Here is a 14,703-nt window from a genome sequence, read left to right on the forward strand (position 1 = left end):
TGTGCCACGTCCGCTGCCTTTCACCCTCAATTTCCCAGTTCTGCTATGACTGCGTCCGCAAAAAACACACCCGCCTCGCAACGATTGGCCTCGGTTTCGACCGCTCCACCCGATTCCATCCTCGGCTTGACCGAAGCGTTTTTGGCCGACACGAACCCCAATAAAATGAACCTCAGCGTCGGGGTTTATAAGGATGCATCGGGTAAAACTCCCATTTTGGAATGCGTCAAGGAAGCCGAGCGGCGGTTGATCGATGACGAATCGACCAAGGGCTATCTCGGAATCGATGGATTGCCGGCGTACCGGGAACACGTTCGTCAACTCGTGTTTGGTGACCGAGTCGAGGCCGATCGGATCGCGGTGCTGCAGAGTCCAGGCGGTACAGGGGCTCTGCGTGTGGCGTCGGATTTCTTGGTGACTCAATTGTCGCCGATCCGGATCTGGATGTCCTCGCCGACCTGGGCCAACCATCCAGCGATTTTCAATGCCGCTGGGTTGCCGAGCGATACCTACCGTTATTTGGGTAGTGATCGAACATCGTTCGACGTCGATGCGATGATCGAAGACCTGGACACCAAGACATCGCCTGGAGACGCGATTCTGCTGCACGCTTGTTGTCACAATCCGACCGGGATCGACCCGACGCCAGACCAATGGAAGCAGATCGCCGAAACGGTTGCGATGCGTCAACTCTTGCCGTTGATCGATTTTGCCTATCAAGGATTCGGGGACGGTTTGACCGAGGACACCTTGGGGCTGTACACGCTTCTTGATGCGGTCGACGAAGCGATCGTTTGCACATCCTTTTCGAAGAATTTTGGCCTCTACAGCGAGCGTGTCGGTGCGGTTTGCTTGATCGCGGCCGATGCGGGTGCCATGAAAGCATCGCAGAGCCAATTGAAAGCAATTGTGCGATCCAATTACAGCAATCCGCCACGGCATGGTGGTGCAATCGTGGCCACCGTGTTGGACGACGCCAAATTGACCGATCAGTGGAAGGGGGAAGTCGAGCAGATGCGTCAGCGAATCACGCGGCTTCGAACCGATTTTGTCACGACCATGAAAACGACGGGACAAGGGCACGATTTCTCGTTCCTGCTTCCGCAGCGTGGGATGTTCTCGTTCAGCGGTTTGACGCCGATGCAGGTCGACCAACTCAAGCAGAAGCACGGCATTTACATTGTCGGCAGCGGCCGGATCAATGTTGCCGGCATGAGTGAGGAAAAAATGCAGCAGCTTTGTGACGCGGTCGCCGCGGTTTTGGAGTCGTAAATCACGCGATTCTCGGCGGAACAGACGCTCGGACTTCAAGTTTTTTATTTTTAGGCCCTTTGCCGTTGAGCCGAGCAGGCGATAATGCTTGGACGAGCAACGAGATCGATGGCGGATGCCGACTCGGGTTGTCCATTGATCTCGTAGCGAAACCTTTTCAGATCGAATCTCACTCTACTTTTCGAAAATTGGAGAACACTGCATGTCACGTTTGTTTTATGGATCGATGTTGGCGTTTGCGATGATTGCCACCCCGGCGCTGGCAGACGAATCCGCAGCAACCTGCGACGATTCCTGCTTGAAGGCAGGCGACTCGATCGGTGCCTTTTACGTTACCAAGGTTGCGGGTGCAGAAGACGATGGCGTCGAGCAGGGGCAAGAACTCTGTTACCGCTGCCGGTACGGTTCGCGTCCGATGGTGATGGTGTTTGCTCGCGACACCGGCGGTAAGATGCCTGAGTTGTTGAAGCAATTGGATTCGGCAGTTTCAAAGAACGAAGATGCAAAGCTGAAGGGTTTGGTCACCTTGTTAGGTGATGACGCAGAAGCCTTGAAAGCGAACGCAGAAAAGTTGGCAGCAACAACTTCGGCCAAGCACGTGCCTTTGGTGGTTGCAAAGGATTCGAAAACCGGCCCAGCCAACTACAAAATCTCGCCCGAGGCGGTGATCACCGTCGTTGTGGCCAATGATAGCCAGATCATCTCGACCAAGACCTTCGCGGCCAACGAGATCGACATCGCAGGAATCATGAAGGACGTTCAGGGCATGTTGAACTAAGCGGTTTGACCTGCGACATTGCGAATCAACGAACAAGCCGGCCGATAAGGTCGGCTTGTTTTGTTGGTTTTCAGCCTTCCGCTGGGTTCGAAGACGCGGAAGCGATTTGCAGCGGACAATCCTTGTCAATCGACTCGCCTCGCCGGTAACGGATGAGCAGCTGCTTGGATCGCGCAGCGAGCATGCGGCGGACCTCTCTCCGCTTGCCCTTGACCCTCGGGATGACCATCGAATCGTAGGCGGTGGTTTGATGCCGCATCCAGGCGATCACAGCCGCTTCGGCCCGTTGGTCGACCGAGATACGCTTGGTTCGAGCAACGGTGCCACTGCCGACGGGAGTCGCATGGGTGGTGATGGCGCGAGCCATCCGTGCTGCGGTATCCGCATACCTGGGATGGAAGTCAAGAAAGTTCAAAACGGAGTCATAAAACTCATCGACATAGGCAGCTTGTGTTTTATCGCGACGCTGCTTGTCGGCAGCTTTCCGTTTGGCGTAGCTTTCCGTCGATCGCTCTACGTCCAATTCACCGCGAATCCGCCCAATCGTATCGGCCGAGGCCCAGATTCCCTTTGAAAACGTGCGCCGACCTTTCCTTTCCTGTACGATCCAATGGTCTCCGGCAGCCTTCACACGTCGTGTCAGGGCTGCGTCGCCGGGGGGAAGCAATGCCCAATCGGCAGGTGGCCGATGGACATTGCCTTCGCTGTCACGGACGGTGTCGACGGTTGATCCTGGAAGAAACGTCTGGTTGCTCATCAAAGGGTTGGCTAAGCTGGGGGAGAAGCGAAAGACAAAGCGTCCGACCCTATTAACAAAATCACAGCTCCGCAAGAAAGAGTGTTTTTATGTACCTGCGAATGGCCCGTCGATTTCTCATGGAAACCGATAAGCGGCTGCTGGCGAAAGCCGCGTGGACGCTGGGCGTTCGAGGCCTTTGGAGTGTCCACAAGCACAAACGTCGGTTAAAGCGTGGTGAATTCTTTCCACCCTTTATCTACTTGTCGGTGATCAATAGTTGCAATCTTCGCTGCCAAGGGTGCTGGGTCGACGTCGGTGCGAAGCAGCATCGGATTGAATTGGACGCAGCAAACAAGGTGATCGCGGAATCGAAGGCGATGGGCAACTGCTTTTTTGGGATCCTTGGAGGAGAGCCCTTCATGCACAAAGATCTCATGAAGATCTTTGAGGCGAACCGAGACGTCTATTTTCAGGTCTTCACGAACGGTCACTTCATCACCGACGAGGTGGCCAAAGAACTTCGCCGATTGGGCAACGTCACTCCGCTGATCAGTGTCGAGGGTTCGGAAATCGTCAGCGACACACGGCGGGGGCGTGGTGGCGTGTATAGCGATACGATGAATGGGATCGAGGCGGCGCTGCGAAACAAATTGCTGGTGGGGGTTTGTACCAGCGTCTGCAAGACCAACATCGACGATCTCGTGAGGGACCAATGGGTCGACCGCTTGATCGAGATGGGCGTCATGTATTGTTGGTTCCATATCTATCGACCCGTGGGACCCGAGCCGAACCCTCAGTTGGCGCTTTCGAGTGAAGAGCAGCGTCGCGTGCGTCAATTCGTTGTCGACACCCGAGTCAACAAGCCGATTATCGTCGTCGACGCGTATCATGACGATGCGGGTAACGCGTTGTGTCCGGCCGTGACCGGGTTTACCCATCACATCGGTCCATGGGGTGACATCGAGCCCTGTCCCGTCATTCAATTGGCCAAGGAATCGATCCATGATCAGCAGTCGCTTGCCGATACGTTCAATCAGTCCGAATTTTTGCGAGACTTTCGTCAAGTCACTGCGGAGCACACTCGCGGATGTGTGATCATGGAGCGTCCCGATCTGTTGGTTGATCTGGTGGAAAAGCACGGAGCCCGTGACACCACCGCACGAGCAAAAGTGATCGAAGAGTTGAAGGCGATCTCTCCACGACGGAGCCAATACCAACCGGGTGACGAGATCCCAGAGCGGAGTTTCGTTTATCGCTGGGCCAAGAAGTACGCCTTCAGCGATTTTCAGACCTACTCAAAACACTTTGACACCGCCAAGTATCGAGACCCGGATGCGGCGCGGGACGAGGCAAAGAGCGAAAGTGACTTGCCGATTTTGTGAGGGCTAGCCCCGAAAGCCGCTCTCGGCCAAACGCTGTGCAGCGGTAGCGTAGCGCCTGTACTGGGCCTGGTCGCCCAGTTTCTTGTAGAATTCGGCGATACCGGCAAGGATCACGGGAGAATTGGGATCCAGCTGCAGAGCACGTTCGAGCCACGGCTCGGCTTCATCCCATTTGTATCTCAGGTAGCCTTGTGCAATCGCGGTGTAGAGATTGGGATCGGGCGGTTGATTGCGTCCTTCGAATTCCAGCCGCGTCAACTGATCGAGCTGAGCTCGCCCGTTGAGGTACTTGTCCATCAACTCGGTTGATCTCGCCAAGTTACCTCGCTCGGATTCGGCGGTTGCCATCAAGTAGTTCAGCGAAATGTCGTCTGGGAATTTGGGAAGAATCGGCTCAATGACCTCGATGATTTTTCCACTCTTGTTCTGTTTGGCATACTCGGTCGCCAATAGAAAACGGGTAGCAAAGTTCATCGGCACCTCTTGGACCAGTTGTTCCAAGTCCGTGATGACCGGATCGGTTTCACCCATATCCAATTGGATCTTTGCTTTTTCCAGACGGGCTTGCAGCAACATGTCAGCGCCCACTGCGGATAGGTCTCCCAGGTCGACGAAGTCGCCTAAGCGTGAAATCACCGATTCGTATTGAAGTTTGGCTTCGCTGCGTTGTTCGAGCACGTTGAGCGTACGTGCAAGACCGCTAATCGCGGGCAAGAAATCGGGATTGATCGCAAGGGCTTGTTCGAATAACGGTCGGGCTGCTTTATCATCGCCATGCTCGCTGAGCAACTGGGCCTTCAACCAATAGGGCTCGGGGCGGTCCAAGGATTGGTCGATCCATGCATCGGCGACCTCGATGGCTTGTTCGTAATTGCCAAGGACGGACAACCCAATGATGTAAGCTTGTTGACGATCGACTTCCGCCTGAGTGAGTTGTTTCCTGGGGTCAATGCGCGTGTCCGGCGATATACCGGCTCCGCTTTGCAGTTGCAACAGATTGCGTTGTGAGGCAATTGCGGCAGGTGAATAGCCGAGATTCTCGGCGACGACGAGCAATCGCTTGGCTTGATCGACATCACCTTCACGGCTTGCGACCCTCGCTAGCCCGAACGTCGAGTGCGACTTCTTCCATTCCCAGCGACTCGCCTTTTGAAACCAATGATTTGCTTTAGCAAGGTTGCCATTGGCAAACGCTCGCTCGGCCCGTAAAAACTGAGCCCGATAAACTGTCCAGTATCCGCCAAGACCTGCGATCAAAAAGACGGCCGCGATCACGCCGATCTTCCGCGACAAACGCCACTTCGTTGATGGATGCTCCGATGATGTGTGGCTAGATCTCTCTTTCGATTTCATCGTGGCTCCTCTGCGTCGATCGGTGCGGTTTCGGAATCCGAAGTCCCTTGATTGAGATAGACCGTCAACTCGGTCCGGGGTTGATATTGGGTGTCACAGGGAGGAACCAGAAGGTCCATGGCTCCATCCCCATTCCAATCCAATGCCATGCAGGTTGCTGCCTCGCAGACATTCAACAAGATGCTGTGCCGGACAAAGCGATCGCCATCGATTTGTTCGAACCATGCGATCCCGTCGAACGTGTCCTCCGCATAGCGACCGACCTCTTGCTTGCTCAGCAGTGCAACGGCGGCAACATCGAGGTCCCCATCGCCATCGAAATCGGCGGTCGTTGCATGATAGCAACCGGGCATGGATGCGATCAGGTGCGGCTTGAATGGAAAGTTGCCCTCGTTTTCGAGCCAAAGCACTTCATGAAATGGTTTCGCAAACGTGTCGTCAAAGGTGTCGCCATTGGTGTAGAGCACGTCCAAGTCGCCGTCGCGATCAAAATCGACGACCTCCATGCTGCTTGATCCGGATGCGGGATCCCCGGTCGTGTGAATCAGTTTGGTTTGATAGCTTCCGTCGCCCAATTGATGGTGCAATTCCACCATCTCGTATTGTTGGGTCACCAACGACAAATAATCGACCCGTCCATCTTGGTCAAAGTCAAGAATCGGCAACGCAATCGTCCCGGGTCTCGGATCGGTGACAGACCATTCAAACCGTGGCATTCCTTGCTCGATGGCCGTGTTGATCCCAACGGAGATGTCGCCAACAAAGTGCAGTCCAAAGTCACCGATCAACAAGTCCTGGTCCCCATCGCCGTCGTAATCGATCGGCCGCGCCTCGGCGACTCGAGCCAAGCCGAGTCGCAACGGCAAGCGTTTGAGCGATCCGCTGCCATCGTCGCGTAGCCACCAAACACTGCCTTGCCGCTCGGGTTGAGGATTCAACGTGCCCAGGTCGGCGACGACAAAATCGGTCACACCGTCGCGATCCAGGTCGGCCGGTTCGATGTGGGCAGGATGAGCCAAGCGAGCAAGTTGCTTGACCTCGATCGAAGCGAGCTCCGCACGTTGCTCCGAGGCAGGTGGAAGTTCGAACTGGGCGACCAGGCCCGTCCACATGTCCGTCAACAGCAAGCCAGCCGAAAGGTCGTCCGCATCGATCGGGACGACACTCGAAACCGCACTGAGCGAATCGCTGATTGGCCATGGAATCGCCAAAGCGTCGAAACGCGTGTCCAGGTTGCGTTCCGGAATCGGGATCTGAACTTCCTCAGGTGCAAGATCGCGGAAAAAGGCAAGGGTCGCATCAAAATCGGGCGGCGTCAGATCCGTGCGGTGGGAATCTCGATAGATGCGAAAGCCAAGTTCAACTTGTTCCTGCCAGCGGTCTTTCGCAAACCGATTGGGATTGGGGAAGGGATGGCAATCGCTACAGAACAAGGTGATCGCAACGGCATCGGTCGGTGCTTTCGCAACCGCACTTCGCTTCGCCGCCCCGGTTCGTGAAGCGGTCTTCACGTCCGATCCGCCACAGCCGATCATCAGGCACGAAACCAGGCCGATGATTGTCAAGTCCAAGCACTTGTCCATGGAAGTTCACATGCAATTTTGGAAACACAGTATAAAATGCTCTGATAGAATACCGAACAACCGAAAACCGTACCAAAGCCGTCCACGCTATCGTACCAGCATCGTGTCGAATCGAACAAGGAAATCACTCGGATGCAGTCCCCGCTGGCTCTTTTGTGCACGCTGTCGCTGACCGTAGGCTTGCTCTGTGGTGGGTGCAGCAGCGAGGATGCGCACTCGACCGCCGTCGACACGTCGACTTCGCGTTCAAGCGTTGCCAGCCGTCCCGACGATCGGTCGCTCGAAACCCCCAATTCGGCAGTGGAGCCAAGCGACGATGCCAAGATCGAAAAGCTCACCCAGGCACTGGAAAAACAAGGATCCAACGCTGCCTTTCACCATGAGCTTTGGCGACTGCTGAACCGCCAGGGGCGCCGCTACGAAGCATCGCTGCATGCCGACATCCTGACCGCAGCCGGGCAAGCGACGTTGGACGAATCATTGTCGCTGATTCGGCGCCATCTGGCCTATCCGCCGGAGCCGCCGATCACCGCAGCGGACTCCATGGTGGCATCGAGTTTGGCACAGGACGAAGTGGAGCAAGGGCTTGCAGCCGCACTTCGCTATTTTAGCCGCCGCCAATATGCTGCCGCCCAGCTTGCTCTTGAATCGGAAGCGTCCGCAGGATTCCAATCCGCCGCCGCGGAGGCTCTTTATGGTCGGATTCTCGGTGAGTCGTCAAAGTTCGACGCGATCCCTGCGTGGCTCCTCAACAGCGATAAAGCATCGCGAGCCGAACCCAATTTCTGGGCTGCCGTCGGGATCTGGCTCGCCAGCGAGCAAGAACACAAAGCAGCGATCGGTGCAACGCTGGAGGCGATTCGGCGAAACCCCACCGACCGAGTCAGTTATCAACGCATCGCCGCGTGGTTTCGGTCGATCGGCGAGATGGAGGAAGGAGAACAGTTTTGGCATCGAGGCTTGTTGCTCAGTGAGGCCGAGATCCTGAGCGAATTGGATAATCCTGGATTCGATCTGTCAGCCCACGCGGACCAGCAACGGCAATTGGCGATGCGAATCTTGAAACTTGGCCGGCCACTCGAATCGTTGCAGTGGACTCTCCGATCACTCAGCACCGCCAATGTGGCGCAGCGACGGCAGGTGCTTGAGCAGATGAACGACTTGCGGATGAGGCAAGACTTGCAACAGACACTCACGGAACACCACTTCATTGCCCTGAATCCCAACGATTTTCCCTATCAACCCGCTATCACCGCTCGGCTTCGCGAGGCCTTGGTCCGGAGCAAAAGCCCTCAGCAACAAACCGATCCGATTTCGAAATCGCAGGACGATGCCCCGTTGGCCAAGCAGATCAACCCGGTTCTCGACGAAGTCGCGGCGAAGGTTGGATTGCTTTTTACGTTGCTGCCCAAAGACCCCGAAGACGATTCGCCGCTACGGATGCACGAAGCACTCGGATCGGGCTTGGCGGTGATTGACTATGACCTCGACGGGCGACCCGACGTCTATTTTGGGCAAGCGGGATGCAGCCCACCTGACCTGGAAACGGATCATTCCAATGTCCTGTTTCGGAACTTGGGTAATCAATTCGTTGCCACGACCGAAATGGCTGGCGTGATCGATACGGGCTATGCGTGTGGTATCGCAGCAGGCGACGTCAACCAAGATGGTTTTGCTGATTTGTTCGTCGGTAATCTTGGCGTCAATCGGTTGTACATCAACAACGGAGATGGCTCGTTTTCGGAACGTACCGAACGAATCGGTTCTCAACGTGCCTCCTATTATGATCGGCTGGTTGAAAAGCTAGGTCAGCAGCCCTATCTCGAGGGCCTCTACACGATGTCTGTCGCCATCGCGGATGTTGACGGTGATGGTCTGCCGGATCTGTTCGAATCCAACTACGTTGAACTGGATGATATCTTCGTGCGAGCGAAGCCGGATCGTGAAGGGCGGGTTTTCCAAAAGACGCCGCGGATGTGCTTTGCGGAATCGGATCGCGTCTTCTTGCAACAACCGGGCGGTACCTTTAAGGGGCAAGCGATCGATCCGGCGGTGGGAACCCCTGCCAGTTCGTTGGGTGTGTTCATTACGGACTTCGACAGCCGTGGTGGCAACGAAGTCTTCGTTGGTAATGATGCGAGGCCAAATCATTTGCTGCGAAGGAGCAAGGACGGCCAATGGAGCAATCTGGCCGATTTGCTGGGGATCGCAAATTCGTGCGAAGGGGTCAGTTCTGCGTGCATGGGAATTACGGGGGGTGATTTTGATCGTAACGGGACACTCGATCTGTTTATCTGTAACTTCGCGATCGAGCCAGCAAGCTTCTATTTGCAGAACCCGATGGGGACCTTCACCGACCAACCTGCTCGTTTTGGCCTCGATGTTTTGACTCGCTCCTTGCTAGGTTTTGGGTGTAAAGCAATCGATTTGGACCGCGATGGTTGGCTCGACTTGGTTCTCACCAATGGGCACATCGACAACCTTCGCGACGGTCCGTATGAAATGCCCCCCCAATGTTTGATGCGCCGCGGGAAGACCTTTGAACCCGTCCGGCCCGAGGCGACGTCGGACTATTGGGCTGGCGAATACTTGGGTCGCGCGATGGTGTCACTTGACTACAACCAAGATAAGAAACTCGATCTGTTGGTCAGCCATGTCAGCGAACCCGCCGTCTTGTTAGAGAACCAAACGATCAGCAACGAGAACATGCTGCAGTTTGAGTTGGTCGGCACGGAAAGCGAACGGGATGCCATTGGGGCGATCATTACGGTCACCTTCGATGGAAAGCAACACAAACAATGGGTCATCGCCGGCGATGGGTACCTGTGCACGGACGAACCCGTGTTGGAGATTTCGCTCGGCGACCCTGCCAACTTCGAGTCGGCCCAAATCGATTGGCCATCGGGTGCAACGCAAGTCTTCTCGGAGGGTCTGACCCTTGGTCACCGCTATTTGATCATCGAAGGGGAGCCACCGTTCTTGAGATTCTAGAGCATTTTGATCTTTAACGTAGCCACCGTCGCCAGATGGTGGACCACGTTAAATCGCCCACGACGTGGCCCTGTCCAGCTAAGGCAACCACGAAAGCTTCGACAGGACGCCGAAGCCGTTTCATCGATTTGCCTGAGACAAGTCACAGGTGCTTCGAGCACTCAAGAAACACCTGTGCTTGGTCTCTGGGATGGCGTCTACTCTTGACCACCGGCTCCGAACATGCTGTCGAGCGTATCGCCGCCGCCCGAGCTTGGGGTTTCCCCCGTGCCAAGGTCACCGGGGGCCGTTTTGGCAGCCGGTCCCGGCTGAGCAGAATCGGTCGCCGTTTCGTCCGCAGCGTTCAGCAGTGGGAAGCTCTCTTCCAAACTGGCAACCGGTGCTGCGGAAAGCTCTTCGAGTGCTTCGCGACGATAGTTGACTTCGCCTTCTTGGAAAATTCGGAAACCGGTACCAGCGGGAATCAAGTGCCCCAAGATCACGTTTTCCTTCAAACCAACCAGCTTATCGACTTTGCCGGCCAACGCTGCTTCGGTTAGCACCTTCGTCGTTTCTTGGAACGACGCAGCGCTAATGAAACTGTTGGATTGGACCGCCGCTTTCGTGATCCCCAACAACTGCGTGCTGGCTGTGGCAAACTTGGGTCGCTTGCCCTTTGCAAGCGTTCCCCCTAAAGCTTCGATTTCTGCGTTGGCTTGCTCGAGCGCATCCTTCGGGATGATCGTGCCTTCGCTGTAATCGCTATCTCCAGGATTCGAGATCTTGATGCATTTGGCGAGATCTTGGTTTGCCTTGCGGAACTGGAATCGGTCCATCACCAAGCCTGGCAACAGATTCGTGTCACCCGGGTTTTCAATCTTCACCTTACGCAGCATTCGAGCGATGATGATTTCGCAATGCTTGTCATTGATTTCCACACGTTGAGACTGATACACCTGTTGGATTTCATGCAACAGGTATTGCTGAACGGCTTCTTCGCCAGAGACCCGCAAAATGTCATGCGGAACAAGCGGACCATCGACGAGTGCCTGCCCGGCTTTGACGATGTCTCCACTGTGGACTTGGAAGTGCTTTCCGTGAGGCACCAAGTGCTCGCGTTCGATGCCGGATTCGCTTCGTACGACGATCGTTCGCTTGCCACGTTTCTTTTCGGCAAGGATTTCGACCTCGCCGTCGATTTCGGAAATAACCGCAGGGTCCTTCGGTTTTCGAGCCTCGAAAATCTCCGTGACTCGCGGCAACCCCCCCGTGATGTCCGAGACACCGCCCGTTTCGCGTGGCATTTCCGCCAGCACCATACCGGGTGTGATCTTGGTGCCTTCCTTGGACATGATGGTTGCCCGTTCGGGCAAGTATTGAACATCCAGTGCCTTGCCTTCGTTGTCTTCCACCACAATTTGTGGGTGCAAGTCACCCTTATGGTCGACAATCACCATCCGGATGTTACCGCTCGGTTCACGTTCTTGACGCATCGTTTCGCCTTCGACGACGTCCTCGAAGCGAACCTTGCCTTCGACTTCCGACAAAATCGGGATTGAGTAGGGGTTCCATTCGCAGAGCACTTGGCCGTCTTCGACGGTGTCGTTTTCTTCGACCATCAGCATCGCTCCGGTGGGCACCGGATAGCTCTCGATTTCACGACCGCGGTCATCGACCAGCGAGATTTCGCCGTTTCGGGTCAGCACAATGCTGTGGCCTTCGGTGTTCCGCACCGCTCGCATGCGGGTGAACTTGACGATCCCCGCTTTCTTGCTCTTGATGTCGGACTCTTCCATCTGCTTACTGACGCTACCCCCGATGTGGAACGTCCGCATGGTCAACTGGGTGCCCGGTTCACCGATGCTTTGTGCCGCGATGATCCCAACCGCCATACCTTCTTCGACCATCGAACCGGTCGACATGTCCATGCCGTAGCAGCGACGGCAAACGCCTAAGGGGGCGTCGCAAGTCATCGGCGTACGCACTTGGATCTTTTCCAAGCCCATCGCCTCGATCTTGCGAGCAATCTCAGGTGTGATCATTTGGTTTTCCGCAACGATCACTTCGTCGGTCACTGGATTGACGATCGATTGTCGGCTGATCCGACCATTGATCGAATCGACCAAGCTGACTTCGACCTTTTCCCCTCGGTAGACGACTCCCTTGGTAATCCCTTGGGTGGTGCCACAGTCGTCCATCGTGATGACTACGTTTTGGGCCACGTCCGCAAGCTTACGTGTCAAGTAACCGCTGTCGGCTGTCTTGAGTGCGGTGTCCGCCAAACCTTTCCGAGCACCGTGCGTCGAAGAGAAGTACTCCAACACCGACAAGCCTTCGCGGAAGTTTGCCTTAATCGGCGTTTCGATGATCTCGCCGGTTGGCTTGGCCATCAAACCACGCATCCCCGCCAATTGTCGAATTTGCTCGATACCACCACGAGCACCCGAGTGTGACATCAGGAAGACCGGATTAACGTACCAGCCGCCTTCGCGGATGTCGTTTTCCATCGCAGTCATCATGTCGGTCGTGATCGACTCACGTGCTTTGGTCCATTCGTCAAGCACTTGATTGTAGCGTTCCTTACCGGTCATCAAGCCGCGGTCATACGCTTTCTTGTGCTTCATGACCTCTTTCTCAGCGTCCTTGATGAACTGCTGTTTCGTATCGGGTGTGACGAGGTCGTCGGTCGCGAAGGACAAGCCGCTGCGGGTCGATTCACGGAAGCCCATCTGCATCATGTCGTCGAGCAGGTGAATCGTTGCCTTGCGGCCCAAGCGTTGGTAGCAATCGCTAATCACCTTGGCCAAGTCGCCACTTCGCATCGGGTAGTTGTAGAAATCCATCCCCGTGGGAAGCATTTCGTTGAAGCGGACACGTCCAGGGGTTGTATCGATGACTTCGCCATACTTGGCGGAATCGTCTTTTGTTTTCAGTCGTTGGAACTTGGGCAACCGCATCTTGATCTTCGCGTGAACGTTCAAGATTTCTTGCGAGGTGGCCAAGTCAACTTCGTCATAGCCAGAAAAGACCATGCCTTCACCGCGACGATCCGGCAATTCCATTGTCATGTAGTAACAACCCATCACGATATCCTGCGAAGGACTCATGATTGGCTTACCGTTGGACGGAGCGAAAACGTTGTTGGTGCTCATCATCAAGGTGTGAGCTTCGACTTGCGCTTCAATCGAAAGCGGCAAGTGAACGGCCATTTGGTCACCGTCGAAGTCAGCATTGAAGCCTTTGCAGACCAGAGGGTGCAGGTGAATGGCGTTGCCTTCGACCAGCGTCGGTTCGAAGGCTTGAATCCCCATTCGGTGAAGTGTCGGTGCTCGGTTCAGCAGCACAGGATGGTTGGTGATCACCTGTTCGAGAATGTCCCAAACCTCTTCGTCCTTGCGTTCAAGCATCTTCTTCGCCGATTTGATCGTATCGGCGTGCCCGAGTTCTTTGAGGCGTCGAATGATGAACGGTTGGTACAGTTCCAACGCGATCTTCTTCGGCAAACCACATTGATGCAGCTTCAAGCGGGGCCCCACCACGATCACGCTTCGTGCCGAATAGTCGACTCGTTTGCCCAGCAGGTTTTCGCGAAAACGCCCCTGCTTGCCTTTGATCATGTCGGTCAAAGACTTCAGTGGCCGATTCGATGACCCGAGTACAGGCCGCTTACAACGGTTGTTGTCGAACAACGCGTCAACCGATTGCTGGAGCATTCGCTTTTCGTTACGAATGATCACTTCCGGAGCATTCAAATCGACCAGCTTGCGCAAGCGGTTGTTGCGATTGATGATTCGGCGATACAAATCGTTGAGATCGCTGGTCGCAAAGTTGCCGCTGTCCAACAGCACCAACGGGCGCAGATCCGGAGGGATCACTGGAATCACGTCCAGTACCATCCACTCGGGTCGGTTGTCGCTATCGCGGATCGATTCGACGATCTTCAAGCGATTGATCAAGTCCTTCTTTTTCTGTTTCGATCCCGTTTCGTGGAGATCCACGCGAAGTTGGTCGGACAACTGGACGAGGTCGAGTTTGTTGAGCAGTTTGCGAACCGCTTCGGCACCCATGTCCGCTTCAAACGCCTCATTACCATATTGAGCCCGTGCGGCTCGGTACTCTTCTTCGGTCAACAATTGCCGGGGTTCAAGTTCCGTTTGGCCGGGTTCAATGACGACATAGTCTTGAAAATAGATGACCTTCTCGAGTGAGCTGGTCTTCATGTCCAACAGATTGCCGAGCCGTGACGGCATCGCTTTGAAGAACCAAATGTGGACAACCGGCGCGGCCAATTCGATATGGCCCATCCGTTTTCGTCGCACGCGACTGTGGGTGACTTTCACTCCACAGCGGTCACAGATCATTCCCTTGTACTTCATGCCCCGGTACTTTCCACAAGCGCATTCCCAGTCCTTTTCAGGTCCAAAAATTCGCTCGCAAAACAGACCGTCTTTTTCGGGGCGATAGGTTCGGTAATTGATCGTTTCGGGCTTTTTGACTTCGCCGAAGGACCAACTCTTGATGTCTTGAGGTCGCGCCAATGAGATGCGAACCGATGCGTAGTCGTTAATGCGATCGTAGTTGCTAGTTTCGCTAATCGACATGTTATTGAGGCTCCTAGCTAGGACT

Annotated in this window: 8 protein-coding genes; 4 read left to right on the plus strand and 4 right to left on the minus strand. The window is 55.2% G+C overall.

Annotation, left to right across the window (positions count from 1 at the left end):
- Positions 1-45: 45 nt before the first annotated feature.
- Positions 46-1,272 carry an amino acid aminotransferase gene (locus Poly41_RS21705; protein WP_146528823.1) on the plus strand — a complete coding sequence of 409 codons (1,227 nt, stop codon included), beginning with the start codon at positions 46-48 and terminating at the stop codon, positions 1,270-1,272.
- Between the two features lie 202 nt (positions 1,273-1,474).
- Positions 1,475-2,050 carry a hypothetical protein gene (locus tag Poly41_RS21710; RefSeq protein WP_146528824.1) on the plus strand — a complete coding sequence of 192 codons (576 nt, stop codon included), beginning with the start codon at positions 1,475-1,477 and terminating at the stop codon, positions 2,048-2,050.
- 70 nt (positions 2,051-2,120) lie between these two features.
- Here the strand turns inward: Poly41_RS21710 and Poly41_RS21715 are convergent, their stop codons facing one another.
- The gene (locus Poly41_RS21715; RefSeq protein ID WP_146528825.1) at positions 2,121-2,807 is read right to left on the minus strand and encodes a DUF2293 domain-containing protein; all 687 of its coding nucleotides are present in this window, start codon (positions 2,805-2,807) and stop codon (positions 2,121-2,123) included.
- Positions 2,808-2,908: 101 nt separating this feature from the next.
- On the opposite strand from Poly41_RS21715, the gene Poly41_RS21720 reads away from it, so the two are divergent.
- Complete coding sequence (locus Poly41_RS21720) at positions 2,909-4,171, plus strand: radical SAM protein (RefSeq protein WP_146528826.1); 1,263 nt, start codon at positions 2,909-2,911, stop codon at positions 4,169-4,171.
- Positions 4,172-4,174: 3 nt separating this feature from the next.
- Here the strand turns inward: Poly41_RS21720 and Poly41_RS21725 are convergent, their stop codons facing one another.
- Together Poly41_RS21725 and Poly41_RS21730 are read right to left on the minus strand one after the other, a co-directional pair.
- Positions 4,175-5,524 (minus strand): tetratricopeptide repeat protein, encoded by a 1,350-nt coding sequence (locus tag Poly41_RS21725; RefSeq protein WP_146528827.1) that lies wholly within the window; start codon positions 5,522-5,524, stop codon positions 4,175-4,177.
- On the minus strand, positions 5,521-7,107 hold the full coding sequence (locus Poly41_RS21730; RefSeq protein ID WP_146528828.1) for an FG-GAP repeat domain-containing protein: 1,587 nt from the start codon (positions 7,105-7,107) through the stop codon (positions 5,521-5,523). The genes Poly41_RS21725 and Poly41_RS21730 overlap by 4 nt, the downstream gene beginning before the upstream one ends.
- A gap of 132 nt (positions 7,108-7,239) precedes the next feature.
- Between Poly41_RS21730 and Poly41_RS21735 the strand changes: the two genes are divergently transcribed.
- Positions 7,240-10,098: an FG-GAP-like repeat-containing protein gene (locus Poly41_RS21735; protein WP_146528829.1), complete on the plus strand. Its 2,859-nt coding sequence runs from the start codon at positions 7,240-7,242 to the stop codon at positions 10,096-10,098.
- Positions 10,099-10,295: 197 nt separating this feature from the next.
- On the opposite strand, the gene rpoC is transcribed toward Poly41_RS21735, so the two are convergent.
- Entirely contained in the window at positions 10,296-14,678 is a 4,383-nt protein-coding gene (gene rpoC, locus Poly41_RS21740) for a DNA-directed RNA polymerase subunit beta' (RefSeq protein WP_231615836.1), read from the minus strand.
- Positions 14,679-14,703: the final 25 nt, after the last annotated feature.

It is taken from the genome of Novipirellula artificiosorum (genome assembly GCF_007860135.1).
GTDB classification, from domain to species: domain Bacteria; phylum Planctomycetota; class Planctomycetia; order Pirellulales; family Pirellulaceae; genus Novipirellula_A; species Novipirellula_A artificiosorum.